Source organism: Arthrobacter sp. Z1-15 (assembly GCF_054792395.1).
This window is the reverse complement of sequence record NZ_CP096454.1, coordinates 1,582,724-1,608,855: the sequence shown is the minus strand read 5'-3', so window position 1 is coordinate 1,608,855 and position 26,132 is coordinate 1,582,724. Positions and strand designations below refer to the sequence as shown.

The following is a 26,132-nucleotide window of genomic DNA, read 5'->3' as shown; positions in this document are numbered from 1 at the left end:
ATGCCATCAGGGTCAAGCCGGCTGCTGCTGCCGTAGGACCTTCAACATCCACCCATTCGACCTCAGAGACTCCGCGGCTGAGCCAGGTACTCCGCAACTGAGTCCGGGGCTGCCGTGGATACCGGCGTTTAGGTCACGTATTCCGGCGCCTGATACGGTTTTTCTGCCCGAATCGGCCTACTGCGACTGCCGCTCCAGCTCGTACCGACGACGGCGCCGGCCATCAGCCGACGCCGACAGATCCGCCCCGAACAAAAACCAAAGCACCGAAATCGAGACGCCCGAATGACAAACGCAGCAGCCAACCGCCCCGAACCGACACCGGTTCCGAACCCTGACCGCGCCCTCACCGTCTGGGAGGACGGCGTACAGCTGAGCTTCACCTTTGCCGACTGCATGAAGTACCACGGGCCGGGCTTTCCCGGCGGCGTTGCGCACGCCTTTGCCGCACTGGGGCGAGCACTGCCGGAACTGGCTGCCCGTATCCCGGGAGGCCGTGTTGAGCGCGGCGAAATCCGCGTTCGCACTCCGTTCGGAGGACCCGGCGCCCGGGACGCCTTTGAGCTCGTCACCCGTGCGGTCACCGGCGACCGCTACTCCGTGATCCCTGAGCTCGCCCGGCCGGAGCGCGGCAACACCCTGGCCCGCTACGTCTTCGAGATCAGCGCCGGCGAAGCACGAGTCACCTGCGTAATCCGAAACGACGGCATCGTTACGGACGAGTTCATCGCGCTCACGGCCAAGCCGGACAAGACTCCTGTGGAGCTGGCCTGCTTGGAGGTCCTCAAGGTCCAAATGCGCGACCGCATCCTCTCGCGGGACCCGGCCATGGTTTACGACGTCGAAGCTTAGTTACGCCCGGCGGCCCCGCCATCGGCGTACCGCAGAAGCAACGTGTCGCCGCCGCGAAGGACGTGCACCAGGTTCAGACGGTGCGGCGCAATCTCCGGCGTTCCCGCTGTAATCCGGGGCGCTGTGCCGGCCGTCAGCAGCGGACTCACGGTCAGGCACAGCTCATCCACCAGGCCCGCGGCTTGGAAGGACCCGAAAAGCTGCGGGCCGCCCTCGCACAGGACCCGGTGAAAACCGCGGCCGCCGAGCACGCGCGCCGCCTGCTCCGGCTCCACCGTCCGCTCCCCCGCCACAACGACGTCGGCGACTCCCGCCAGTGCCGTCCGCCGTTCCGCTGGGGCGGCGGCCACTGTCAAAAGCAGAGGGCGGACGGGCGCTTCCCGGAACAACGCACTGTCAGGATCCAGATCCAGTGAGCCGGAAACAATCGCCAGCCCGGGGTGGGAAGTCATTCCGCGCCCGGCACGCCACAGCTGCCCGGCCGGTGCCAGGAGTTCCCCGGAGTAGCCCTCGGCCCGCACCGTTCCCGCGCCAACCAGGATGACGTCGGCGGTCTGCCGGAGCAGCTCAAACACCCGGTGGTCCGCCCCGTCGCCGAGCCCGCCGGAGCGGCCGTCAAGCGCCGCGGCACCGTCAGCGGACGCCACAAAGTTGAACCGGAAGAACGGCCGGCGCGTCGGCACCGCGGAATCATCCCAGGCATATGCCGCCATGAGCTGTTCGTCGCTGAGCTCCCTGTCGAAGCCGGCGGCGGTAATGCGCGTGGTCATGCCGGCACGGCCGGCTCGTTGGCGTCGCCCATGTTGTGGCGGAGGTATGCCGGATCCCGCCACCCGAGGATCGCTTCGGTCATCCTGATGGCTCTGGATGCGGCAGCCACGTTGTGCATCCGGAGGATGCGGGCACCGTTCATGATGCTGGCAACGCCCGCCGCAAGGGACCCCTCAACACGCTCCTGTTTGGGGGCATCGAGGGTTTCACCGATGAAATCCTTGTTGGACACAGCTGCCAGCACCGGATAGCCCAGGGCTGCGATCTCGGCGAGGCGGCGGGTGAGCTCGAGGGAATGGAGCGTGTTCTTATTCAGGTCGTGGCCCGGATCGATGATGATCTTCTCCGGAGGCACACCCAAATCCTGCGCGTATCCGGTGCGCCGGTACAGGAACTCCGCAACCTCGGCCACCACGTCGCCGTACAGCGGACGCGGATATGCAGTGCGCGGTGCCGCCAAGCTGTGGGTGATCACCAGATGCACTCCCGCGTCTGCGGCGACACGGGCCAGGTCCGGATTGGAGAGGCCCGTCGTGTCGTTGATGACAGTGGCTCCGGCCTCGATGGCCGCCTCGGCCACAGCCGGCAGGAAAGTGTCAGCGGAGATGATGACGTCGGAGCGTTGCCTGACAGCCTTGATCACCGGAACCACCCGGGCTGCTTCCTCGGCGGCGCCCAGGGCCGGACCCGGGGCGAACGGTACGCCGCCGATGTCGACCCAGTCCGCGCCGTCGCCGACCGCCTGCACCGCCGCCGTGACTGCAGCGTCCAGCGCAAAGGTGGCGCCGGCGTCGTAAAAGGAATCCGGGGTCCGGTTAATGACGGCCATCAGGGCAACCCGACGGCGGAAATCCAGGGTGCGCTGCCCTATCGAATGGATCGGGTGCAGCAGCGGCGGTTGGTAGGATCCCACCGGCAGGACGCCTTCGGGGCCGCCTTCCGGGACACCCGGACTGGTCGCGGCGTACGGTGCCGCGCTGTAGAAACTCATGGTTGCATCCTAAGGCTGCAGCCGATTCCGCAGAGCAGGCACTGAATTGTTCCGGCCCGTGGCGTACCCGCGGTGATCCAGGATCTGCCCGAACTGCTTCACACTCCGAAGCACCACCGAACGGTCAGCGGTGGACACACCGGGGAGCTTCACCTCCAGATGCTTTTCGAGCCGCTGAACCTCCGCAAGGCTCTTCAGCCATACACCCATGATCAGGTCGTACGGCCCCACGGTGTGGGACACCAGCCGCAGCTCATCCAGATGCTGCAGGCGGGCGGTGACGCCGTCGAGCTTGGAGGCAGGAACCCGCAGGAAATACCAGGCACTCACCGGCCAGCCCGAGACGGCGCGCACCAGATCAGTCCGCTGCTGCAGCCGCCCTGCGGCGCTCATCTGGGCCAGGGTTTCCCGGACGTGGCGCGGGCTCTCCCCCAGGACGGCCCCGATCTCCGTCGCCGAGGCCCGGCTGTCTGAGTTCAGCACGCCGGTAATCTCCCGTTCCAGTTCTATTTTCCGGCCAGCTCCCCGGCCTCGACCCGGAACCGCCAGCGCCTGGACCTGCTGCGTCTCCAGGGCGTCCAGGGCACGGACCCGCCAGGCGCTGCCGTCATAAACGTTTCGTGCAATGGGATGGCTGTGCGTGGACTCAATGCCCTCGATCCTCGGCAGTTCCTCCAACAGATACGTCCACAAGTCTCCCGCGCTTGGAGGGGCAATCGTGGCCACGATGTCGCGGCCGCCCGCCGTGAGATCCACGCCGATCGCTTCAGGGGTTTCCGCCAGGGCCGCCGCCACCCGCAGGTTGGCCCCCGAGTGGCAGTTGATCTCCACCAGCGCTCCCGCCTCCCAGCTGTCCGGATCGAAGGTGCTGATCCAGGCTGTTCCACTCGCATACAGGTCCCTCCACCGGCGGTTAAGCGTGGCCGCGTCGGCACCAAGGATCGGGGCCAGCTGGGACCACGCCGCCCGTGGAGCAATCTGCAGTGCGTTAACAATGCGAAGATCCAGCGCACTTAGTGAACTATCTGGCATAACATCCTCATTTTTACGGCGTATTCTGCAAATCGGTCGGCGATACGGACACCGTCGGTATTTTGAGGACGTTACCACCGCGCACCATACCTACCGAGAACGGATGAGTATGAAGTCCTCCCCCAATACCAGCAGCACCACGCTAGGCAGGGGCACCAGGGCTGCCGGCGGCGCCGTCGGCTTCCTTGTTGTCATGGAGTTCGGCTCCGGGCTGCTGCAGGGCTGGTTTCCGCCGCTGCTGGCCCGTATCGGCGATGATTTCTCCGTGGGTGACGCGGCCCTGAACTGGGTCAGCGTGGTCTACCTGCTGATGACCGTCGCGTTTGTGCCGATCATCGGCAAGCTCGGTGACCTCTACGGCCACAAACGGCTGCTGCTCATCACCGTGAGCCTGGTGGCCGTGGGCTCGGTGGTTGTCGCGTTTGCGCCCAGCTTCGGCGTGCTGCTGCTGGGACGCGCGCTGCAGGCGCCGCTGGGTGCCTTCCTGCCGCTGGAGTTCGCCATTGTCCGCAGCAGGAACGCGGAAACCGCCAGCCGCAGCATCGCCAAGCTGGTCGGCGCGCTCACCGTGGGCGGTGCCATCGGCGCCATGGTGTCCGGCATCCTGCTCGCCATGATCGATAACCTGACCGTGGTCCTGCTGGCGCCGGCCGTCTTCATGTTCCTTTGTATTCCCGTCGTCGCTTGGCTGGTGCCCGAAACCACCACCCGCAGCGCCGGAAGCGTGGACTGGCCCGGCGCCGCCCTGCTCACCACCGGGCTGCTGTCCGCCCTGCTGGGCATCGCGAACGCCAGCAACTGGGGCTGGGGTCCGGGCCTGACCATCGGCTCCATTGTGCTCGGTTTGGCGCTGCTGGCTCTGTGGCTGCAGGTTGAACGCAAGGTGACGTATCCGCTCGTCGACCTCAAAGTGCTCACGACGTCAGGCATCGGCCTGCCCATCCTGGCGGCCGCCCTGTTCGGCGCCCAGATGTTCGGCTCGCAGACCGCCGGCTCGTTGTTCATCCTCACCGATCCGGAAACCCACGGTTTCGGCCTTGGCCTGTCCCCGGGCAGCGTTGGCCTCCTGTTCCTGGTCCTCGCGCTGGCCACCTTTGCCGGCGCAACGCTCGGCGACCGGATCGCCGCCCGCATCACCGCCAAGTCCACGGTGGTCCTGGGATCGCTGCTCGCCATCGTCTCCTATGTGGCCATGATCGGCTTCGCCACCGCCACCATGCCCTTCCTCGCCGCAATGCTGGTTGGCGCCTTCGGCAACGGCCTGATTCTCGGCGTCCTGCCTGCCATCGTGGTGAGAAAGTCGCCCGAGGACTCCGTCGCCGTCGCCTCCGCGCTCTACAACACGTCACGGACGGCTGCCGGATCCGTGGGCGGCGCGGTGTTTGCCCTGGTCATGTCCGCCTTCCTGGTCACCCTCCAGATCGACGGCGAAAGCACCACCGCTTCCGCCAATGCCTCCTATCTCGTGGTCTGGGGCCTCTGTGCGGCGCTGTCGCTGGCCCTGGCGCTGGTGGCGCTGCGGTTTCGGAATGATGCGGGAACGGTCGCGCCCCCTGCGCAAGCAGCTGGTCCGGCGACAGCATCCTCCCGGCCGGCAGAGGAGGAACGCGCCGTATGAGCACGACGACGGCCGCCGCCGCCGCCGCGAAGGCTGCCATCCGGGCGCGTCTGGCCAAGCACCGGCCCGCTGTTCTGGCGCTGTCTGCACAGCTGCACGAAGATCCGGAGGTGGCGTTCGAGGAGCACCGGTCAGCTGCCCGCGTGGCTGCCGCCCTGTGGGACGCAGGGTTTGCAACCACTGTTGGCTGCTACGGCCTGCCCACCGCTGTGGAAGCCGTCTACGGCACGGGGTCATTTCGGGTGCTGATCTGCGCCGAATATGACGCCCTGCCGAAAATTGGGCATGCCTGCGGACACAACATCATCGCTGCCTCCGCCGTCGGCGCCGCCCTCTCGCTCGCCGCGGCGGCAACGGACCTGGACCTCACCGTCATTGTCCTGGGAACGCCGGCCGAGGAAGAGGGCGGCGGCAAGGCCCTTCTCCTGGATGCCGGCGCCTTTGCGCAGGCCGACATTGCCCTGATGGCACACCCCACGCCGGGAACGGATATCGACTGCAGCGGTACGTCGTCCCAGGGCTGCAACCGGTTTACCGTGACCTTCACCGGTAAGGCATCCCATGCTGCGGCTGCGCCAGCTGACGGCGTCAATGCCCTGAACGCGGCAACGGTGGCGCAGGTCGCCATCGGCCTGCTGCGCCAGCAGTTGCCCGACGGCGTCCGGATCAATGCGCTCCTTGCGGCGGGAGGGTCCGCCATAAACGTCATTCCGGACCATGCGGAACTGTCCCTTGAAGTCCGGGCCAACGATGTGCACGTGCAAAACGACGCCGTGCACCGGGTGCTCCTTGCCTGCGAGGGTGCCGCCTTGGCCACCGGATGCACCTGGTCGGTGGACCAGCGCTCCCCCGCCTACCTTCCCGTACGCCAACATGAAGAACTGCTCCGGCTGTGGAACCAAAACCTGACGGCAACCGGCCGCACGCTGGTGCGTCCGCCGTCGGGAGGCGGAGGCGGATCGACCGACATGGGCAACGTGTCGCAGGTGATGCCTGCCATCCATCCCGTCATCGCCGTCCGCGGAGCCCGCGGAATGCCCCACACGGCAGCCTTCGCCGAGGAAACCTCCGGCCCGGCGGCCGATGCCGCGGTGATGGATGCAGCACTGGCTCTGGCTTGGACCGCTGCCGATGCAGCCGCGGATGCGCCGCTGCGGGCATCGCTTCAGGATGCCCGGTTAGCCCGAACCGCAGTTCAGGAGGAAACGAATCCCCGGGCGGCGGGGTAAGCGGCGGGAAGGCCCGCCCTCGGTCATTGAGCGCAGCGGAAATTACCTGCACGACTCGCCGCGCCGAATCTATGCCGAACCCGCTCAGTGATAGGTTCAGGCCATCGCGGCGCTCCGCCGGGGGGACAGAGAGGACACGACGACGTGCGTACCAAATTCATCGGCGCCGGACTGGCAGCGGCTTTGCTGCTCACCGGCTGCGGCAGCTCTACCGCGTCCAGCAACGAAGGCGGCTCCGAAGGCGCCACGCTGGTGGTTTATACCAATTCCAATTCCGACGGCAAGGGCGAATGGCTTGAGGCCCAGGCTGCCGAAGCCGGGTTCGACTTGGAGATTGTGGGGCTCGGCGGTGCCGACCTCACGAACCGCATCATCGCCGAAGGCGGCAACCCGGTTGCCGACGTCGTTTTCGGTCTGAACAACATGTACTTCGAACAGATCAAGGCGGAGGAGCTCCTGGAGCCCTACACTCCAGAATGGTCAGGCGACGTGGACGAGAGCCTGGGTGACGGAGAGACCTTCTGGCCGCTGGTCCAGCAGGGCATTGTCCTGGCGTACAACACAGCAGCCGTCCCCGAGGCAGAGGCGCCCTCCGACTGGACGGACCTGTGGAGCGACGAACAGTACAAGGGACGCTACGAGTCGGTCAGCACCCTCGCCGGCGCCACGCAGCAGATCATCATGGCCAGCATCCTGACACGGTACGCGGACGAGTCCGGAGACCTCGGCATATCCGATGAGGGCTGGGAACAGGTCCGCGGATACTTTGAAAACGGCTCCAAGGCTGTCGAAGGCGAAGACCTGTTTGCCCGGATGGCAGCCGGCACAGTGGACATGGGACAAATGACCATCAGCGGCATTCCGGCCCGCGAAACCCAGTACGGAGTTTCGGCCGGCGTCATGGAACCCGAAATTGGTGTTCCCTACGCTGTGGAGCAGGTCGGCATCATCAAGGGCACCGACAAGCAGGCCGAAGTTGAGCGCTTCATCAACTGGTTCGGCAGCGGCGATGTTCAGGGTGCTTTCGCAGTTGAGTTCAAGAGCCTTCCGGCCAATCAGAAGGCTATAGAAATGACCGATCCGGAGGTTCTCGCAGCCTACGACGCCATTCCCCCGCAGGACATGGACTGGGAATTCGTCCGCGACAACATCTCGCAGTGGGTAGAAAAAATCGAACTCGAATACATGCCCTGACAGGAACAGACCCATGATCCGGTACGACAGCATTGAAGTTTCCTTCGACGACTTCGTCGCCATTCCACAACTGGATCTCGAAATCCAGGAGGGTGAATTCTTCACCCTCCTGGGTCCGTCCGGTTGCGGCAAGACGACGGCGCTGCGCACTCTGGCGGGCTTCATCAGTCCCAGCGGCGGAGACGTGTTCGTTGACGGCAAGCGAGTCACCCACCTCTCGAGCGACAAGCGCAGTATTGGCATGGTGTTCCAAAACTATGCGCTCTTTCCCAGCATGAATGTCTGGGAGAACATTGCCTTTGGATTGAAGGTTCGCAAAGAATCCAAGGCTGATACGGACCGGCTCGTCCGGGAGATCGCCGGACAGATGGAGCTCAGTGACGAGCAGCTGAGCAAAAACGTCGCGGAACTCTCCGGCGGGCAGCAGCAGCGTGTGGCCATCGCCCGCGCGCTGGTGCTCAAACCCAAGATCCTGCTGCTGGACGAGCCGCTGTCCAATCTTGATGCGAAGCTGCGGGTTCAGCTGCGCGGCCAGCTCAAGGATCTGCAGAGCCAGTTCGGGATCACCACGGTCTATGTCACTCATGACCAGGACGAGGCCCTCACCATGTCCGACCGCATTGCCGTGTTCAACAAGGGAGTGGTGGAACAGGTGGGTCCGCCGCAGGAAATTTATGAACGTTCAGCGACCGAATTTGTCTGCAACTTCATCGGCGACATCAACGTGCTGGACACCGAACTGGTCCGCCGGCTCAATGACCGTTCAACGGCGGCCCTGGATCCGGCCAAGAACTCCTACCTTCGGGTGGAGAAGGTGTCGCTGGATCCGCTGACGGCCGGACCGGGAGCGGTGAAGGTCAACGGCACGGTGTCAGCCCGCAGCTACCACGGCATGCATTCGCGGTACACGGTCACAGCAGGAGGCAACCGGATCAAAGCACTGGTCACAGAGAACGGGTTGACCCGGATGGACCCGGGCACCTCGGTGGACCTGTTCATCGATCCGACAAACGTTCTCCAGTACTAGGGGGCACCGGCCGTGAAAACTTCATTCAAGGGTATGTGGCGCTCCCCGCTCGTCATCGCCACCTCAGTGGTGTTGGTGTGGTTTATCGGCACCTTCCTAATCCTGCCAAACATCAACCTGCTCACCGAAACCTTCTTTCCCAAAGGCGAGTTCTCCGGCCGTGCCGTCGAGAAGCTGCTGAGCTCCGACAGGGCCATGAAGAGCCTGGCAAACAGTTTCATCCTGGCCGTGGTCCTGTCCGTGACGGTGAATGCCGTAGGCATCTTCATCGTGCTGGTGACCCAGTACTTCGACATCCGCGGGGCACGCATCCTGTGGCTCGGCTATGCCACCACCCTGATCTACGGCGGAATCGTCCTGGTGGCCGGATACAAGTTCATCTACGGCCAGAACGGCTTCGTCACCAATCTGCTCCTGGGCTGGTTTCCAGGCCTGGACCCTGCCTGGTTCAGCGGCTTCTTCGCGGTGGTATTCGTGATGACCTTCTCCACCACCTCCAACCACATGCTGTTCCTTTCCTCTGCGCTGGGCAAAGTGGATTACCAAACGATCGAGGCCGCCCGGAACATGGGTGCTTCGACGCTGCGCATTCTCTGGCGGATCGTGCTGCCCATGATGCGGCCCATGCTCTTCGCCATCACCATTCTGGTTTTCCTGGGCGGCCTGAGCGCACTGACCGCGCCGCAGGTGCTCGGTGGTGAAAACTTCCAAACCATCAGCCCGATGATCCTCACCTTTTCCGGATCAACCACCTCCCGCGACATCGCTGCCCTCCTTGCCCTGATCCTCGGCCTCGCGACTGTGGTGATGCTGGCAATCATGAGCCGGGTAGAGCGCGGCGGGACCTACTTCTCGGTGTCCAAGGTTTCCGCGGGAATGAAAAAGCAGAAGATCGAAAACCCGATTGCCAACGCTCTGGTCCATGTGGCCGCATACGCACTGTTCCTGGTTTACTCCCTGCCGATCCTGCTGATTGTCGTCTTCTCCTTCACTGATACCGCCAGCATCTCATCGGCCACGTTGTCCTGGGACCGGTTTACCCTCGACAACTACATCACCGTGTTCACGGACCAGTCAGCCTTCCGGCCGTTCGCCGTCAGCCTGGTGTACAGCGCGGTGGCCGCCGTCGTCGTCGTCGGTGGCCTATTGTTTGTGGCCCGGATGGTGCAGAAGTTCCGCAACCCGGTCACCGCGGCCTTTGAGTACCTGCTGCACATTCCCTGGATCCTGCCCTCTACCCTGATTGCTCTGGGCCTGATCATGACGTTCGACCGCCCGTCACCGTTCCTGGGCGGCCAGGTGCTGACCGGTACGGTGCTGGTGCTGCTGGCCGCGTACATCATTATCAAGATCCCCTTTACGCTGCGCATGCTCAAGGCAGCGTTCTATTCGATCAGCGATTCCCTCGAGGACGCCGCCTCGATCCTCGGGGCCAAGTCGCTGTACACCTTCCGCCGGGTGCTGCTGCCCATTGTGCTGCCGACAGCCGCGGCTATCACGGCCCTCAACTTCAACAGCCTGCTGGACGATTACGACACTGCTGTATTCCTCTACCACCCGCTGTACGAGCCCCTTGGCATCGTGATTAAGAACAGCACCCAGGGCGAGAACATCAGCGATGCCATGGCCCTGACCTTTGTCTACACCGTGTTGCTGATGATCATCATGGGCACCACCATGTACCTGGTGTACGGCCGGTCGGTAAAGAGCAAAAAACGCCGCCCGGCTGTCGTGCTTCCGGATGCTCCCGCGCAGCCTGCCACCCAGGTCCGCGAGGAGAAGCCAGCAGAGGATGACAGGCTGACCCGATTGTAGGGCTCAGGCGCTGCCGATGTATGAGTTGATACCGGCCGTGCGCCCTCTAGCTGTCTTCCACCTCCGAGAACAGGGCGCGGAAGGTGGTTTCGGTTCCCTTCAACTGGCTCATAAGGTCCGCGAACGGAGGCGTTGTCACGGCGGCTGAAGCGTCCTCGTAACTGCCGAAGTACAGATCCAGTGTCCGGTGGGCGGGAGTGGGAGTGCCGTTCTCCTTCGGCCAGACCTTTCCGGCCTCGTACCGCTGCAGCTTCGGGAGCTGTTTGGCGCTGGCCGCGATTCCTTTGTAGGCAGCCTCGAAGGCCTCGGGGTCTGACGGGTTGTCGATGACAAACGTGATCTTGGTGGGCATGCTGCTCATCCTTTCGGGGTTGGCGGTGGGAGAAGTCTCTAAGGTGCCGGGACAGATTGTCTACCGTCCGGAGATTTCGGCCGCCCCGGTTGCCTGCCCGGCCTCGGCGATCCAGGCCTCGAGATCCCGGGGACGCCGGAAGCTGATGACGGGCGGCATACCCGGATCCGCCCTCATCGCCGCCAGCGACTTACGCTTGGCGGCGAAGCTGCGGAAGTGCCACACGATGATCGAATCCCGGGACAGGACCAGACGCCAGGTCTCGGTGTTGCCGTTGCAGATCAGCTCCCCGGTGAGGCAGCGGCGGACGGTCCTGCGCAGCAGGCGGCCCAGGGACAGCCACCGCGGATAATCCAATGCGACGACGAGTTCGGCTCTGGCCAACAGCAGTTCACGGACGGACGCGTAGGCGCTGTCCACAACCCACCGGTCCCCCGCCGCGATGGCTGCCGTCATCTGCAGCTGTTCCTCCACCGGACGCTGCTGCCACCCCGGAAGCCAGCCGACGACGTCGTCGTACGGGTACAGCGGCAAACCCGCCGCCTGCGCGTAGGCCCGTGCCGCGGTCGTTTTTCCGCTTCCGGTCACGCCGTGGAAGAGGACACGCTGTGCAGGGGTGGAAGCCATGGAACCAATCTACGCCGGGCCGTGGCGACGGCGGGACTCAACGAGTTGCACTGCCACATCTGCCATCCGCAACAGCAACAGCGATGCGGGAATCGCCGCCACGCTCAAAATGCCCACTCCGGCACCACCGTGCAGCACCGCTCCCGGGTGCGGGCAGATCCGACCCAGCCGAACCTGCGGCAGGTCCACCTCATCGCCGTCGAGCTTTTGAAGAATTTGAGGGTCGAGGGTTTCGATGTGGCGCCTGGTCTCGGTCCGCGATGCCATCCGGGTCGAACTGCCGGCCGGACAGCACCTGCCGCTTGAACGTGTCTGACCGGCGCCGAAGCTTGCTCAGACACTGATCCCGCCTCAGCTGTTGGCGGCGGGCCGGACAACCGGCCGCCGGCGTCGCTTTCTGGGCTTCAGAACGCCATAAAGGCTGATGACGCTGCCGAGAACAAAGGCTGCGACCAGCCCGGCTGTCAGCGGATCGCTGACGAGGAGCCGCGGAATGCCGCGCGACGGAACGATCGTGGCGAAGATGAACGCGACAACCAATCCGAAATAGCTGCCGATCATGTTCATCATGTGCCACCGGATGTTCCGTCGCACCGCTGCCAGGATGCCGAGACTGACCGTCACGATCGTGAACGCAGACAACCCGTGGAGCCAGCTGAAGTGACCGTCGGACACGATCCAGAAACTGCTGAGGCAGACGTAGTACATCGCTCCCGCCCAGGTGTACCCGAGGACGTGGTGGGTTCTGTCCCGCCGCCGGCGCAGGATATTGATCGGCCCAATGGCAAGGGCATAAAGGGCAGCGACGGCGTGGGTCGCGATAAGCAGGTTCCAGTCCATGCCTCGAAGGATAGTCCTACTATCCAGCCATGGATAGGGGCAGTATCTAGTGGAGGCGAACCACGACATTGCCCCGGTAGCGGCCGTCGAGAAGCGCGTCCAGCGCCGCCGGCGCCGCATCCAGTCCGCCATCAATGATGGTGTGCGGAAAAACCAGCTTCCCCTCCGCCAGCCACCGGCCGTAGTGCGCTCCCCACGCTGCCAGTTGTTCGGAAGTGTGCAGGGTGGCGAACGGCAGAATCCTCAACTGCTTGACGATCGCCGTCATGATGTCCAGGCGCGGAAAACCTCCGGTCCCGCCGTCGATCTGGCCTGCGAGCGCCCCGCACAGGGCAAACCTGGCATGCTGTGCCGCTGCCTGTACGGCCGCCTCGAACTGGCTTCCGCCCACCGTGTCGAAAAAGACGTTGATTCCTCCGGGGGCCAGCTCCGCGAGCCGCTCACGGACCAGTCCCTCCCGATAGTTGATGCCGGCGTCAAAGCCCAGTTCCTCCACAAGGTACTTCACCTTCTCCGGGCTGCCCGCGCTGCCGATCACCTTCCGCGCGCCGCGGGCCTTCGCGATCTGGCCGGCAAGGGATCCCACTCCCCCGGCAGCTCCGCTCACGAAGACGACGTCACCCTCCCCCACAGCGGCTACCTCTGCCATGCCGTGATACGCGGTAGCCCCCTGGTTCAGGACGTACTCCGGAGCGGGCAGCACTTCCACCGGCACCGGATAGAACAGCGAAGCATCACCGCTGGTTTCCTCCCGCCAGCCGTTCATATGCTGCACCACCGTTCCGGGCGCGAGACTGCCGGCGGACTCGACAACCGTTCCCACTGCTCCGCCCCACAGCGGCTCGCCCACCGGATAGGCCGGCATGGGCAGCCCGGGCTCCTCCGTCATCAGGTCAGCCATCACGGCGGTCAGCTGCAGGAAGTCGTTCCGCACCCTGACCTGTCCCGGCTGCAGTGCCGGACGCGGGGATTCCCGGACCGCCAGGAAGTGCGACGGCGCGACGGCGCGTCCGGTGCGGTGGCCGGTGAGGAAAACTTCACGGACTGCGGCTGCGTGCGGGTTGCTCATGGGGCACCTTTGCTCAGGATGACTGCTGTACATTTGGCTGCCGGCGCCTGCCGGACAAGCATCACAGTAGGTCCCGTTGCGGACAGGTTCGGTCCGCAGCACAAGACCCCTGAGACGGAGTGCGGGTGATACGCAGTGCGGGCAGGTCAGCGGTGCGGGCAGGTCAGCGGCGCAGGTGTTCCCGGAGGTAGCCGCCGGTGCTGCTGGCAGGGTTCCCGGCGACGTCGTCGGGCGCACCGGTGGCAACGATGCGCCCGCCCGCGGCACCGCCGCCCGGACCCATGTCAATGACGTGATCAGCGTTGGCTATCAGGTCCAGGTCATGTTCAATCACGACGATCGTGGCGCCCTTGGCCAGGAGCCGGTCCAGCACACGAATCAGCACCCGGGTATCCAGGGGATGGAGGCCGACGGTGGGTTCATCCAGGACAAACAGGGTGCCCGACTGGTCCCGGCCCAGTTCCCCGGCGAGCTTGAGGCGCTGGGCTTCCCCGCCGGAGAGAGCCGGAGTGTCCTCCCCCAGGGTCAGGTAACCGAGTCCGAGGTCGATGAGGGTCTGCAGCTTCCGGCGTACCTTGGGCAGCCCTGCCAGGGCCTCCCGCGCTTCACGCACGGTCAGGGCGAGAAGCCCCGGCAGCGGGAAATCCCCCTTCGCGGTCGGCAGGACGACGTCGTCAGCCGACGGGGCGTAGCGCGTCCCGTTGCAGTCCGGGCAGGGGATGTCGACGTCGGGCAGGAACTGTACGTCCAGGACCACCTGCCCGGTTCCCTCGCAGCGCGGGCACCGCAGCGATCCGGTGTTGTAGGAGAAGTCTCCCGCCTTCAGCCCGTGCTCCTTCGCAGCGTCCGTGGCGGCGTAGGCGCGGCGCAGGTCGTCCAGGACGCCGGAGTACGTGGCTACCGTAGAGCGGATGTTCACCCCGATCGGCGTCGCATCCACCACATCCACGCGTGACAGGCCGGCGGCATCGACCGAGCACACGTGTGCCGGCATCCCCGCACCATGTTCCACTGCCCTGACCGCCGGCACGAGGCTCTCGAGAACGAGCGTGGTTTTCCCCGACCCGGACATGCCGGTGACCGCGGTAAGCCGCCCCTTGGGAATCACGACGTCAAGGGCGTGGACGGTGTGCAGCGGATCCGTCGCAAGGCGGACGGCTCCGTTGTCCCACAGGGTCCTGCCGTCGGTGCGTTTTCGCACCAGTATGTCCCCGCGCGCCGCGTTGTCACCGCTGCCGCCGAGGAAAGGGCCAATCAACGACGCCGGATCGGCAGTTATTTGGCCGATGGTGCCCTGGGCAATGATGGATCCGCCTTCGGCGCCGGAGCCGGGACCCAGTTCGATCATCCAGTCCGCTTCGCTCAGCACCTGCACGTCGTGGTCCACCAGCACCACGGAGTTTCCGCCGTCGAGCAGGTCCCGCATCACCCCGATCAGGCCTTCCACGTTCACGGGATGAAGACCGATCGAGGGCTCATCCAGCACGTACAGCACGCCGGTGGTTTCGTTGCGCACCGCACGGGCAAGCTGCACCCGCTGCCGCTCTCCGGTGGACAGGGTTGACCCCGCCCGGTCCAGGCTCAGGTAGCCCAGGCCCAGCTGGGTCAGGCGCCGGGCCATGTCCTGGAACTGGGCGGTGATCATCCCGGCCATGGAGCGCATCTCCGCGGGGAGCCGGCCAGGGACCGTTGAGACCCAAGCGAGTGCTTCATCCAGCGTTTTTGACGACGCTTCCGCCAGGTTGATCCCGGCAACCTCCGTCCCGAGCGCCTTGGGGGAAAGCCGTGTGCCTCCGCAGGCGGGACAGGTCTGCGACACGATAAAACGGGAAACCCGTGCCAGGCCCTTCTCGCTGGTGGCGTTGTTCATTGCCTCCCGGACCGCGAGACGGGCGTTGCGGTAGGTAAAGTTCAGCTCGAACAGTTTGCCGCTTTTCGAGGGCACGCTGATGTGCTTCTTCTCCTCCGGGCCCTCCAATACGATCTGCTTCTCGTGCTCCGTGAGTTCGGCGTAGGGAACGTCTGTGCGGACACCGAATTCGGCCACCACCTGCGGCATAACCGTCAGTCCGAACATGCCCCACGGCGCCACCGCTCCGTCGTTGATGGTTTTGGCCGGATCCGGAACCAGGGCGCCGTCGTCGATCTCCCGGACCGTGCCGGTGCCCTCGCACCTCGGACAGGCGCCGTCGGAATTGAAAGCCAGGGACTCCGCACCGGGCGGACGGAACGACGCACCGCACTCAGGGCAAACCAGCTCCTTGTCCGCGGCGACGTCGATGGTCGGGGCCAGCCTGTGGCCGTTGGGACAAAGGTGCGAGCCAAGCCGGGAGAACACCACGCGCAGGACGTTCAGCAACTCGGTGGAAGTGCCGAACGTCGACCGGACCCCCGGCACGCCGGGGCGCTGACGCAGGGCAAGAGCAGCGGGGACGTGGCGGACCGAGTCCACGGATGCACGGGCGGCGTGCGACATTCGTCGCCGGGTATAGGTGGACAGCGCCTCGATGTACCGGCGCGACCCCTCTGCGTACAACACGCCCATGGCGAGCGAGGACTTACCTGACCCGGATACGCCCGCCACGGCAACCAGCCGGTCAAGGGGGATGTCCACATCGACATCCTTGAGGTTGTGGACCCGGGCTCCGCGGATCCGGACAGCCGCAGGCGGCTGAAGACGCGCGCGGACGGGTGCTGGTGCGGCCATGAAATCTCCCTGCTGCCTGTTGCGTCTTTCCACGCTACCGCGGGACCGCTGGAGGCACGCGGGGTAAGTCCTCTTTTGCCGCGCACTGCACCTGCAGCTACACCCGCACCCGCACCCGGGGATCCAAATCCATCAGCCATCTCGGCGCTGCCACGTGGCCCGACGGCCCGTTTGAAGGGCGGAGTGCCCTAGCGCGTCTGTGCGCTGACCTCGTCCTCCAATGACGGATGTGCCGAACATTCACTTCCGAAGTGCAGGCGCTGTTCTGCGTCGTTCGCTCCGAAATCGACATAGGCGCCATCTGCTCGCCTGGTACCGGCCACATAGGTGTTCTTGGGCTCTCTTCCGGGGGCAGGATCGCTGGAGCGGGACAGTGCATATCCCTGATCCTCCAAACCCTCCAGATATGTCTGCATGTCATCCCTTGCTGTCCTGGGGTCCGCCGGCGCAGGACCGAGGAGCCGAAATTCCATCGTGCGCTGCTCTGCGCCGCCGGCCGTCGCCCGGCAGGGCTTCGGATTGAAGACGATGTCGGGGGCATCAGGGTTCCAGGGTGAGCCGTCCGCATAGGTCCAGCCGGTTGTTGTACCCGTCGCCTCAACGGCGGCCGCTGCGGTACCCATAAGATCATCGAAAATCGCGTCTGCGGGGCGTCCGCCGGCCGCGTCGGGGCTAGCGGACGCGGAGTGGCCAGCAGAGTGGTTGTTGTTCGGCACGGCGGGGTCTCCTTGGGCACAAGAACTCAGGGTCAGCAGGGCAAGTAGTCCTGCGCTAATCACGGAAAATTTCGACGAGCTGCCCTGCCTTGAACTCCAGAACACGCAACCGCCTCTTGAAGTAGTCATCTGCCGCTTTCTGCTGGTCATCAACAAGTACTGAAAAGGTATTCTGCGAACGGTCCACGGTCTCACTGAACCGCCGCTGGGACTCTTCCAATGCGTCCATGGCTTCGCGCTGCATCTCGTCGACATGAGGGTCCAATGGATGCTCATAGGGCCCAAAGTCGGGCAGGTAATGATCCTGCAGTACATCGCCTGCCTGCAGCAGTCCGTCGCGCATCATCTCAGCCCTCCTGTTCTGCGCTTCCTGATACTCGTCGACGGCGTGCTGGCCCAAGACCTGCATGCCGTCCACGGCCCTTCCCGGCCCGTAATAGATGTCGTTGGCCGTTCCAGTGATGCTGTCGACTCGATCATCCATGGGGGACTGCGGAATGAAATCCAGGGAGGAACCGTGCCCGGTGCTGGCCAGCGCGATCTGCTCCAGGCTTGAGGTGGCCGGGTCGAGGTAGCCGCCGCCGCGCTCCGTCTCCCAGAGCAAGGCCTCTTCCTCTGTCCCCTCCATGCCGTGGCCGCCGTTCACAACTCCATGCTCCTGGTCCTCCGAGCTGAAGACCTTTGCACCCCATGACTCAGCGGTGGGACTCAGCCGCGGATCGCCCAGGTTCGCTCCGGCAATCCCGCCGGGGGCGAGGACGTCCGCATCACCCTGAGTCGCGTAGACTTCCCGGGCATTCAGGTCGGCAGCGGTCCGGGCTGCCTCCGGATCAATGCCGGCAGAGCCGTAGAACACCACCGAGTCCACCGTGTGGGTGGTTTGACTCAGTGCGTAGGCCGCCGTGGTAGTGCCGTAGGAGTGGGCGGCGATACTCACGTAGGGGATGTCTGATGCCCGGGTGTAGTACAAGCCGTCGATCACTGTCGCAAGCTTGGCACCGCCGGTACGGGCCTTGTCGGAGTACAGCACTTCGGCGGAGTAGCCAGGCGATTCATAACCGATCCACGCCACCACGGCATGGCCGGATGTGGAGTATTCCTGTTCCAAGTAGATGTTGTTCGCCGCCTTCACGGCGCCGTCCATATCCTCCGCGGAACTCCCCATCCCGGACACGTTGACGGTCACATTGGTTGCCGTGTCCATGTTGCCGATGGCGACGGCGGCCAGGGGCGGGTCGGCCGGATCGAAGGCGATTAGGTGCGTCTGTGCGTCCTTCGAATCACGCTCATTCAACGATTTCTGGATGTTCTTGTACGCATCGCGCTGGGCATCGGTTGCCCGCCACGAGGGCTTCATGACCAAGGCCAGGACGGCGACGTTTGCCGCCGCGCGGATCCCGTACGGCACCCCTTCCGTATTTCCGGCGACGGCGGGAAGGGCCTGGGCAAGGGCCGCCCGCTGTTCCGGCGACAGGGACTGCCAGAACGCCGCCTGCCGGTCTGCCGCCAGACCAATCCGCGGCGGATAGACGGCGGCTTCCGGGTAGTCCTGTGCAAAGGCCCGGTAGCCGGCGGGGTCCATCCCGGCGAGTGCATCGTAGTAGCGCTGGACATCCTCCGGGGTGGCTTCGGGGGACAGCGCCTGCCGGTGCAGGCGCTCCGCGTCGTGGCTGATCAGGTCGAGGGCGCCCGAAGCATAATACGAGGGCGCATCCGAGGAGCTACGGCCGATCCCCGACAATAGTGCCCGGCAGGAGGCCCGGGCCTGTTCATAGTCAGCGGCCAGGGCGACGGCGCGTGAGGTGAACTCGGACCGGTAGTTGAACAGGGCGTTTTCGAAGGTGCTTCCTGTCGGATCTTCCTCGCTGCCGAGCAGGGACACCAGGTCATTCTCCGCAGTGGTGACGTCCTTCTGCAGCTCGGACCTTGTGCTCCGTACGGTCCGGACGGCCTCAGCAAAATCATTGATGGCGCGGGCGGCACCGGCTGTGCTTTCCGTCAGGTCCAAGGCCTGCCGCGAGGGCATCTCGAAGGCCCGGAAGATGAGGTAATCCTGCGGCCCCGTGTAGAGGCCCTCCAGCGCCCGCCACTTCCCGGCGGCATCTGAAACGCCTGCCTCGAATGCCAGACCCGCCGCGGACAGCAGCGGAGCCTGTTCCTGAAGCACCACGGGATCAGGAAGGGTCTGGGTGGAAGAGAGGTCAATCTGCAGGTAGTCCATCTTTACCGGACCATCCGATGTCCGGCACCGGTTGCCGCCGGAGCCCCCGGAACGGACCCGGCCAGCGAAGCTGCCTTGGAGGCGCGGTCCGCCATCTCCCGGTCGCCCTCCGCATAGGCGTTGACGCTCTCCCGGGTTGCCTGCACCGCGTTGTTGCACCGAACAAGAATGTCGGTCATGTCATTGGCAATGACTTCGAAACGCAGGTGGTCAACTGCATCTGCGAGTTCGGGGCAGTGGACGAGCGCTGTCTCAAGCGCGTTCAGTGCTTTCTGGGAATCGTCTTTGGCCGGTTCGCAGTCGGCGAGCAGGTTTTCGGCGTCCCTGAGCAGTGCTGCCACTCCCGACACCTGTATGTTCCAGTTTTCCCCCATGTCCCATAACCTAGGGGCGGGAAGCGGAAGTGTCCACGAGTAGGTCCGCCGCCGTGGATAACTCCCCGGCGAGTGCCGGGGCCCGGGCTGAACACTCCCCGCCCCTGCATCAGGCGGCCCTGCCGGTGCAGTCTTGGACCCGCACGGGTCACCCGTTTCCACGGGCGACCCCCGAAAGGACCCCCATGAGCATTGCGGTCTTCGGCGCCACAGGCCAACTCGGCGGCCTTACCATCGATTCCCTGCTTGACCGCGGCACCCCTCCCGGCAGCATCCTCGCCCTGGGACGAAGCTCCGACCGCCTCTCCCGGCTCGCGGACCGCGGCCTGCGCACCGCGTACGTCGATCTGGACCGCGACACCGACAATCTGGCAGCCACACTGGCGAATGTCGAGAAAGTGCTCCTCATCTCGCTGAGCGAACCCGGACGGCGCGTCAGCCAGCACGCGGCGGCTGTTCAGGCGGCAAGGTCCGCCGGGGTCCGGCATCTGATCTACACCTCGGCCCTTGGCGTACCGACCACGGTCCTCGCGCTCGCCCCGGAGCATAAGGCCACCGAGGAGCTGATCACGGCGTCAGGCCTGCCCTCTACGATCCTGCGCAACGGCTGGTACACGGAAAACTACCGACAGGATTTCGATGCCGCCCGCTCCCGCGGCGTCATCGCCAACAGCGTGGGGAAAGGCCGGATTGCCAGCGCGCCGCGCCAGAACTATGCCGAAGCGGCCGCCGTCGTCCTCAGCACGCCGGGTCACGAGGGCAAGGCCTACGAGCTGTCCGGCGATACCGCCTGGACCTATCCGGAGTTCGCCGCCGCCGCGCAGGAGGTGCTCGGCACTGCCGTCCGCTACGAGGCGCTGACCCCGGAACAGGAGCAGGCCCAGTTGATCGCCGGCGGCCTGGACGAGGCAACCGCCGGATTCGTGGGGCTGCTCAACGCCAACACGCGCGACGGAGCACTGTCGCCCACCTCCGGGGAGCTCTCCAAGCTGATCGGGCATCCCACAGAACCGCTGATCGACACTCTGCGGTCCTGGGCATGACGCCCGCAAAGCGCCGGGCCGTGCGTGACGCGACTAGGTGGGCTGTCCCGGCAGCGTGCTTCCCGCACACCGCTCCGCAGCCGCCGGCTACTGCACCCTAGACGCCGGCGCCGCGCAGCGCCGCTACCGTGTTAACCGCCGCAGCCACCGCTTCGTAGCCCTTGTCCTCAGACGAGCCGGGCAGGCCGGCCCGGTCCAGGCCCTGCTGCTCGGTGTCGCAGGTGAGCACCCCGAAGCCGATCGGCGTCCCGGTTTGGACGCTGACATCAGTCAGGCCGGTGGTGGCCGCCGAGCACACGTAGTCAAAGTGCGGGGTGCCGCCGCGGATGACGACGCCGAGAGCCACCACCGCGTCATAGTGCGGTGCCAGCCGGGCCGCGGCAACGGGAAGTTCGAAGCTGCCCGGTACCCGAATCAGCTTTGGGGTCAGCCCGGCATCTTCCACGGCGCGCAGCGCGCCGCCGATCAGTCCGTCCATAATCTCGGTGTGCCAGCTGGCCGCCACAATTGCCACCCTGATGTTCAGGGCCTGGGCCTTGATGCTGCTGACGTCGTTTTCGGGTGCGCCGTGTCCGCTCATGGGTTTCTCCTAATGGTGGTGCGGGAATTGTCAGGTGGTGTGGGTTGCTGCCGCCGGCAAGGGGCACTGCCGGGAGCAGGGCGTTCCGGCAGACTTTGATGGGCAGGCTAGCTCTGGCGGACCGGCTGGGTCCGCAACAGGGTCAGATGGTGGTCCATGCGGTCCCGCTTGGTCTGCAGGTAGCGCTCGTTTTCTGCCCGGATCGGCACTTCGGAGGGAACCATGGCTTCCACCGTGACTCCGAAGTGCTGCAGCCTGTCCCGTTTGGCCGGATTGTTGCTCAGCAGGCGGATCCGGTTCAGTCCCAGTGTGCGCAGAATGTCGGCGGCGGCCTGGTAATCACGCGAATCGACCGGGAGTCCCAGCTGCTCGTTGGCCTCAACAGTGTCCATGCCGGCTTCCTGCAGGGCGTACGCCCGCAGTTTGTTCGCCAGTCCGATCCCGCGCCCCTCATGTCCGCGCAGGTAAATCACGGTACCCCCGTGCAGCTGAATCAATTCCAGCGCCTGCTCCAGCTGCTCGCCGCAGTCGCAGCGGTACGAACCAAAAACATCCCCGGTCAGGCATTCCGAGTGCAGCCGCACCAGCGGCGCACGGGTGCCGCTGCCGTTCCCTCCCGCCGCGGCAATATCCTGCTGCAGCCCCGTCCCCGGGGCCGAGACACTCAGGTGCTCCGCCCCGGTTCGCGGGTCCGTCCAGGCCCGGGCGGTGAAATCTCCGTAGGCGGTGGGCAGCTGCACTTCCGGGCCGGGTACGACGGCGGTCCCTCCGACGCTCCCGTCAAGCCCATCCAGATAGGCCACGAGATCCTCGATGGATACCAGCGGTACGCCGTGCGTGTCGGCAAATTCGCGCAGGGCCGGCAACCGCATCATGGTCCCCTCGTCATGGACGAGTTCAGCGATCACGCCCACCGGCGTACAGCCCGCCAGCCGGGCCAGTTCCACCGCCGCCTCGGTGTGGCCGCGTCGCCCGCGGACGCCGTCGTCGTGCGCCCGAAGGGGGAAAATGTGGCCCGGACGGGTCAGCTCCCCTGCCGCGGCGGCAGGGTCGGCCAGCACGCGCGAGGTGACCGCGCGGTCGGCGGCGCTGATACCTGTGGTGATGCCTGCGGCGGCATCGCAGGAGACCGTGTAGGCGGTTCCTTTGGCATCCTCGTTCACCTCGGTCATGGGCGGCAGCTTCAGCCGGTCGGCGTAGGAGTTCGGCAGCGGAACGCAGATCACACCCGAGGTGTAACGGACCGTCCAGCCCATCAGCTCCGGTGTGGCGTGCTGCGCGGCAAAGATGATGTCACCTTCGTTTTCGCGGTCCTCATCATCCACGACCACGACCGGCCGGCCGGCGGCAATCGCTTCAACTGCTGCAGTTATGCCGTCGAGGCGGATACTCATGCGGCATCCCCTTCCCGCTGGCCGTTCGCCGCGTGCAGCGGCTTCCGGGGATTGGTGAACGCAAGCAGCCGCTCTGCGTATTTGGCCAGCACATCCACTTCCAGGTTGACCGCTCCCCCGGGCTTCAGCCCGCCCAGTCCGGTTTCAGCGAGCGTGGTCGGGATCAGGCCCACTTCAAACCACTGCTCCGGTTCGTCGGCGGTGCTCACCCCGGTGACGGTGAGCGAGACGCCGTCTACGGCGATGGATCCCTTTTCGGCGATGTAGCGGGCCAGCCGCTGCGGAACCGCGAAACGCAGGCGGTCCCAGTTCCCAAGGTTTTCGCGCTCGAGAAGCTGCCCCACGCCGTCCACATGGCCCTGGACCACGTGCCCGTCCAACCGTCCGCCGGCGGGCACACAACGCTCCAGGTTCACGGTGCTGCCGGGAAGAAGCCCGCCGATGGTGGTGCGGTCCAGTGTTTCGCCCATGACATCGAGCGAGATCCGGTCACCCTCAACGCCGGTAGCGGTGAGGCATACGCCGTTAACTGCAATGGAGCCGCCAAGTTCAAGCCCGGCTCCTGTCTTCGGCGCACTGATGACCAGGACTGCGGACTCGTCCGCGGTGTTCTGTTCCAGGGATTCAACGCTGCCCTGTTCAGCCACAATTCCGGTAAACATGTTCTCGTCCTTAAGGTGATCAGTTGTCGGGTAGGACGCCGGACGCCGGCAGCGGTTCGAGCCGCAGCCTCAGGTCCTGTCCCTCGCGGCGCACAGCACCGCCGCCGGTTTCGTCCCAGCGCCAGCGGGAGGCATCGGCCAGGGTGTGCACGCCAAGCGCACCCACCGCGGAAGTGCCCGCGCCCAGCAGAAGCGGCGCCACATAGGACACCAGCTCGTCGGTGAGGCCGTCGCGCAGGAAAGCGCCCGCAACGGTGGCCCCGCCCTCGACCATCAGGTGGCGTACGCCGCGGCTGTACAGTTCCCGGCAGATGGCGGCCGGGTCATGCTCGGCCAACTGCAGGAAGCGGTTGTCGGTGCCGCGGATAGCCGCATCGGCGGGAACCGGACGGTGCCCGACGGCGACACGCAGCGGCTGCCGCGGTGCTGCCCCGCCCAGCTCATCACGCGCGGTCAGCTGCGGGTCATCGGCCAGCACGGTTCCGGTTCCGACGACGACGGCGTCCGCCCGGGAGCGGATGGTGTGCCCGTCGGTCCGGGCGGCACTGCCGGTAATCCACTGGCTCGTGCCGTCTTCGGCTGCGGTCCTTCCGTCCAGGGACTGCGCAATCTTGACCGTAACGAAAGGTCGTTGTTCCTGCATGGCGCGGATCCAGCGGTGGTTCAGTTCTCCGGACTCTGCAGCCATCAGGCCGCCGCTTGTCTGGACTCCGGCTGCGGCCAGGGTTGCGGCGCCGCCAGAGGCTTCAGCGGTTGGGTCAGCTGCCGCGTACACCACGCGGGTTATCCCGGCCTTCAGTATCGCCTGCGTGCAGGGTCCGGTCCGTCCGGTGTGGTTGCATGGCTCCAGTGTCACCACGATGGTGGCTCCTGCGACGTCGGCTCCGGCGGCTGCCGCTGCAGCCAATGCATCGGCTTCGGCGTGCGGGGTGCCGGCGCCGCGGTGGTAGCCGGTGCTCAGGACCTCTCCGGCATGGCCCAGGATCACGGCTCCCACCAGCGGATTGGCCCCCCGCACCCCGCGGCGCGCCAGTTCCAGGGCGCGGACCATGGCTTCGGTTTCCGTGATCGTGTCCGGCAGTGACCCGGAGCCGGGCGGCGCGAGTGTGCCGCCGCCGTCGTCGTCGCCTGCTCGGAGCAAGCCGGGCCGCGGGAGCGTGCCGCCGCCGTCGTCCGGCCCTGTTCCCAACGGACCCTGCGGTCCCGCCATTAGCGGACCCTCGGATCCGGCATCAGGACATCAACCTTAGGCTTTTCGTTGTTCTTGGCCCGCCACCAGACAAAGAAACCGATCAGCGTGAAGATGCCGTAGAACAGGTACATAAAGGCCGTGGCGTAGTAGCCGGCACTGAACAGCAGCGGTACCCCGACGATGTCGACCGCCACCCAGATCAGCCAGAATTCGACCCATCCCTTGGCCATCCCGTAGGTGGCCAGCAGAGAACCGACGAAGGTCCAGGCGTCGGCCCAGACCGGTTCGTAGGAGCCCAGGCGGGCGAAGACCGGGGTCAGGGCCACCGTGCCGATCAGCAGTGCGGCCACCAAGCCGATGCGTTCCTTGCCGGAGGCCCACTGCGGAGTCACTGCCTCGCCGTCGTTATTCTGGCTCTGCTTCCAGCGCCGCCAGCCGTAGATTGCGACGGCGATAAACATGATCTGCCGGCCGGCTTGTCCCAGGAGGGTTGCGGATTCAGCGGACCCAAACAGGGAGCCGAGGAAAACGGTGAGGAGGAGAAGGTTGCCGATGATGCCCACCGGCCAGGCCCAGATTTTTCGGCGCATACCGCCGAAGGCACTGAGGAGCCCGAAGATGTTGCCTACGACCTCACGGATCAGCAGGGAAGAAGACCCCACCGGTACCTGAGCGTCAAAGAGCCACCGCAAAAAATCCATGTCGTTCCTATCCCCTTAGCGGCGGCTCCGGGGGTACGACAGTACGGTGCATCGAGGTTAGACGTCCGCGCTTGCGGGACGTTTAACCGTCGGTTCAACAAACTGCACGTGCTTCTCCCATCCAGACTTTAACTGTCGGTACCGGAATTTCACCAGTTCAACCGCACCGCTTTTCCCGAGGTTCGGGAGCTGCAGTGCGGGTCGCGGACTATAACCGCCGGTTCGGAATTACACCGACCCCGGAGCACGATTGTTAAATCCATTCTTACACAGCCCCGCCGGCTGAGCACCAATTCCCTTGAAGTCTAAAGTAATCTTCGTCACGTTTAGAGTGCGGCTGCGGCGCCGCGCCGGTGACGGCTCTGGGACGGCAGGGGCTTTGCTCCGGTGCGGGATTCTGCTGCGCTGTTAGCCGGCGGACACCGCTTCCGCGGCGGCGCGCAGCTTGCTGATGGCCTCGTTGGGGTCCCCGCTGCCGTAGACGGCCGATCCGGCGACAAACACGTTGGCGCCGGCCTCGGCCGCACGCTCAATCGTGTCTGCGGAGATGCCGCCGTCCACCTGGATGGCCAGCGGCAGGCCGGAGCCGCGGACGGCTTCGGCAGCACGCCGGATCTTCGGCAGAGTGACGTCCAGGAACTTCTGGCCGCCGAAGCCCGGCTCCACGGTCATGATCAGGAGCATGTCCAGTTCAGAGAGCATATCCAGGTACGGCTCCACCGGCGTGGCCGGGCGCAGCGCCATGCCGGCCTTCGCCCCGCGGTCACGGATATCCCGCGCCAGCTTGATGGGTGCGGTTGCTGCCTCCACGTGGAACGTCACTGACGCCAGGCCCAGCTCGGCATAGGCGGGGGCCCAGCGGTCGGCGTCGGAAATCATCAGGTGCGCGTCCAGCGGCAGCGCACTGACCTCCTGGATCCGCTGCACCACAGGCAGACCCAGGGTCAGGTTCGGCACAAAGTGGTTGTCCATCACGTCCACGTGAACGGCGTCGGCGGTACTGATCCGCTCCAGCTCGGCCTGCAGGTTAACGAAGTCGGCCGAAAGGATGCTCGGATTAATGCAGCACTTACTCATGGTTCTCCTAGTGGACTTACTGAATCGAAGCTTGCTGAAATCAGGGCT

Annotated in this window: 25 protein-coding genes and 1 riboswitch; of the genes, 7 read left to right on the top strand and 18 right to left on the bottom strand. The window is 65.4% G+C overall.

Translation table 11 applies throughout. The features are described from left to right. Positions 1-285 precede the first annotated feature (285 nt). Positions 286-852, top strand: a complete 567-nt coding sequence (locus tag M1D40_RS07390) for a hypothetical protein (RefSeq protein WP_461170705.1) — start codon at positions 286-288, stop codon at positions 850-852. Here the strand turns inward: M1D40_RS07390 and M1D40_RS07385 are convergent. The 3 genes from M1D40_RS07385 to M1D40_RS07375 are packed head-to-tail and all read right to left on the bottom strand — an operon-like array spanning position 849 to position 3,646. After that, positions 849-1,622 carry a pyrimidine reductase family protein gene (locus M1D40_RS07385; protein ID WP_461170704.1) on the bottom strand — a complete coding sequence of 258 codons (774 nt, stop codon included), beginning with the start codon at positions 1,620-1,622 and terminating at the stop codon, positions 849-851. The genes M1D40_RS07390 and M1D40_RS07385 overlap by 4 nt on opposite strands. Further along, positions 1,619-2,614, bottom strand: coding sequence for a dihydropteroate synthase (gene folP / locus M1D40_RS07380; protein ID WP_461170703.1), 996 nt, complete (start codon positions 2,612-2,614; stop codon positions 1,619-1,621). Before folP ends, M1D40_RS07385 begins: the two co-directional genes overlap by 4 nt. Before the next feature lie 9 nt (positions 2,615-2,623). Continuing rightward, the gene (locus tag M1D40_RS07375; protein ID WP_461170702.1) at positions 2,624-3,646 is read right to left on the bottom strand and encodes an Lrp/AsnC family transcriptional regulator; all 1,023 of its coding nucleotides are present in this window, start codon (positions 3,644-3,646) and stop codon (positions 2,624-2,626) included. Positions 3,647-3,755: 109 nt separating this feature from the next. On the opposite strand from M1D40_RS07375, the gene M1D40_RS07370 reads away from it, so the two are divergent. The 5 genes from M1D40_RS07370 to M1D40_RS07350 all read left to right on the top strand — a co-directional run bounded on the left by M1D40_RS07370 (position 3,756) and on the right by M1D40_RS07350 (position 10,529). Then, the gene (locus M1D40_RS07370) at positions 3,756-5,264 is read left to right on the top strand and encodes an MFS transporter (RefSeq protein ID WP_461170701.1); all 1,509 of its coding nucleotides are present in this window, start codon (positions 3,756-3,758) and stop codon (positions 5,262-5,264) included. Continuing rightward, a complete protein-coding gene (locus M1D40_RS07365) occupies positions 5,261-6,493 on the top strand; it encodes a M20 family metallopeptidase (protein WP_461170700.1) in 1,233 nt (410 codons plus the stop codon). The genes M1D40_RS07370 and M1D40_RS07365 overlap by 4 nt, the downstream gene beginning before the upstream one ends. A gap of 144 nt (positions 6,494-6,637) precedes the next feature. Continuing rightward, the gene (locus tag M1D40_RS07360) at positions 6,638-7,687 is read left to right on the top strand and encodes an extracellular solute-binding protein (RefSeq protein WP_461170699.1); all 1,050 of its coding nucleotides are present in this window, start codon (positions 6,638-6,640) and stop codon (positions 7,685-7,687) included. A gap of 13 nt (positions 7,688-7,700) precedes the next feature. Further along, positions 7,701-8,714: an ABC transporter ATP-binding protein gene (locus tag M1D40_RS07355; protein WP_461170698.1), complete on the top strand. Its 1,014-nt coding sequence runs from the start codon at positions 7,701-7,703 to the stop codon at positions 8,712-8,714. Positions 8,715-8,747: 33 nt separating this feature from the next. Further along, complete coding sequence (locus tag M1D40_RS07350) at positions 8,748-10,529, top strand: ABC transporter permease (protein WP_461171024.1); 1,782 nt, start codon at positions 8,748-8,750, stop codon at positions 10,527-10,529. A gap of 46 nt (positions 10,530-10,575) precedes the next feature. Here M1D40_RS07350 and M1D40_RS07345 read toward each other — a convergent pair whose 3' ends face one another. The 9 genes from M1D40_RS07345 to M1D40_RS07305 all read right to left on the bottom strand — a co-directional run bounded on the left by M1D40_RS07345 (position 10,576) and on the right by M1D40_RS07305 (position 19,435). After that, positions 10,576-10,881 carry an EthD domain-containing protein gene (locus M1D40_RS07345; RefSeq protein WP_461170697.1) on the bottom strand — a complete coding sequence of 102 codons (306 nt, stop codon included), beginning with the start codon at positions 10,879-10,881 and terminating at the stop codon, positions 10,576-10,578. Positions 10,882-10,941: 60 nt separating this feature from the next. Continuing rightward, entirely contained in the window at positions 10,942-11,508 is a 567-nt protein-coding gene (locus M1D40_RS07340; RefSeq protein ID WP_461170696.1) for a P-loop NTPase family protein, read from the bottom strand. Positions 11,509-11,517: 9 nt separating this feature from the next. Beyond that, on the bottom strand, positions 11,518-11,775 hold the full coding sequence (locus tag M1D40_RS07335) for a hypothetical protein (RefSeq protein WP_461170695.1): 258 nt from the start codon (positions 11,773-11,775) through the stop codon (positions 11,518-11,520). An 84-nt stretch (positions 11,776-11,859) separates the two neighbouring features. Beyond that, positions 11,860-12,348 carry a DUF2306 domain-containing protein gene (locus M1D40_RS07330; RefSeq protein WP_341392750.1) on the bottom strand — a complete coding sequence of 163 codons (489 nt, stop codon included), beginning with the start codon at positions 12,346-12,348 and terminating at the stop codon, positions 11,860-11,862. A gap of 46 nt (positions 12,349-12,394) precedes the next feature. Continuing rightward, positions 12,395-13,417: a zinc-binding dehydrogenase gene (locus M1D40_RS07325; protein ID WP_461170694.1), complete on the bottom strand. Its 1,023-nt coding sequence runs from the start codon at positions 13,415-13,417 to the stop codon at positions 12,395-12,397. A gap of 163 nt (positions 13,418-13,580) precedes the next feature. Continuing rightward, positions 13,581-16,124, bottom strand: coding sequence for an ATP-binding cassette domain-containing protein (locus M1D40_RS07320; protein WP_461170693.1), 2,544 nt, complete (start codon positions 16,122-16,124; stop codon positions 13,581-13,583). A gap of 188 nt (positions 16,125-16,312) precedes the next feature. After that, the gene (locus M1D40_RS07315; protein ID WP_461170692.1) at positions 16,313-16,840 is read right to left on the bottom strand and encodes a hypothetical protein; all 528 of its coding nucleotides are present in this window, start codon (positions 16,838-16,840) and stop codon (positions 16,313-16,315) included. Positions 16,841-16,895: 55 nt separating this feature from the next. After that, the gene (locus M1D40_RS07310; RefSeq protein WP_461170691.1) at positions 16,896-19,061 is read right to left on the bottom strand and encodes an alpha/beta hydrolase; all 2,166 of its coding nucleotides are present in this window, start codon (positions 19,059-19,061) and stop codon (positions 16,896-16,898) included. A 2-nt stretch (positions 19,062-19,063) separates the two neighbouring features. Then, positions 19,064-19,435: a DUF6507 family protein gene (locus M1D40_RS07305; protein ID WP_341392745.1), complete on the bottom strand. Its 372-nt coding sequence runs from the start codon at positions 19,433-19,435 to the stop codon at positions 19,064-19,066. Between the two features lie 185 nt (positions 19,436-19,620). Here M1D40_RS07305 and M1D40_RS07300 point away from each other — a divergent pair, with 185 nt between their 5' ends. Then, positions 19,621-20,478 carry an NAD(P)H-binding protein gene (locus M1D40_RS07300; RefSeq protein WP_461170690.1) on the top strand — a complete coding sequence of 286 codons (858 nt, stop codon included), beginning with the start codon at positions 19,621-19,623 and terminating at the stop codon, positions 20,476-20,478. A gap of 97 nt (positions 20,479-20,575) precedes the next feature. Here the strand turns inward: M1D40_RS07300 and ribH are convergent, their stop codons facing one another. The 6 genes from ribH to rpe all read right to left on the bottom strand — a co-directional run bounded on the left by ribH (position 20,576) and on the right by rpe (position 26,084). Further along, complete coding sequence (gene ribH / locus M1D40_RS07295; protein ID WP_461170689.1) at positions 20,576-21,058, bottom strand: 6,7-dimethyl-8-ribityllumazine synthase; 483 nt, start codon at positions 21,056-21,058, stop codon at positions 20,576-20,578. A gap of 107 nt (positions 21,059-21,165) precedes the next feature. Further along, complete coding sequence (gene ribB / locus M1D40_RS07290; protein ID WP_461170688.1) at positions 21,166-22,452, bottom strand: 3,4-dihydroxy-2-butanone-4-phosphate synthase; 1,287 nt, start codon at positions 22,450-22,452, stop codon at positions 21,166-21,168. Further along, on the bottom strand, positions 22,449-23,114 hold the full coding sequence (locus tag M1D40_RS07285) for a riboflavin synthase (RefSeq protein WP_341392741.1): 666 nt from the start codon (positions 23,112-23,114) through the stop codon (positions 22,449-22,451). The genes ribB and M1D40_RS07285 overlap by 4 nt, the downstream gene beginning before the upstream one ends. Positions 23,115-23,133: 19 nt before the next feature. Next, positions 23,134-24,324 carry a bifunctional diaminohydroxyphosphoribosylaminopyrimidine deaminase/5-amino-6-(5-phosphoribosylamino)uracil reductase RibD gene (gene ribD / locus M1D40_RS07280; RefSeq protein WP_461170687.1) on the bottom strand — a complete coding sequence of 397 codons (1,191 nt, stop codon included), beginning with the start codon at positions 24,322-24,324 and terminating at the stop codon, positions 23,134-23,136. Continuing rightward, complete coding sequence (pnuC, locus tag M1D40_RS07275) at positions 24,324-25,007, bottom strand: nicotinamide riboside transporter PnuC (protein ID WP_341392739.1); 684 nt, start codon at positions 25,005-25,007, stop codon at positions 24,324-24,326. Before pnuC ends, ribD begins: the two co-directional genes overlap by 1 nt. Before the next feature lie 105 nt (positions 25,008-25,112). Further along, positions 25,113-25,258: riboswitch (FMN riboswitch) on the bottom strand. A 157-nt stretch (positions 25,259-25,415) separates the two neighbouring features. Beyond that, on the bottom strand, positions 25,416-26,084 hold the full coding sequence (gene rpe, locus M1D40_RS07270) for a ribulose-phosphate 3-epimerase (RefSeq protein ID WP_461170686.1): 669 nt from the start codon (positions 26,082-26,084) through the stop codon (positions 25,416-25,418). Positions 26,085-26,132: the final 48 nt, after the last annotated feature.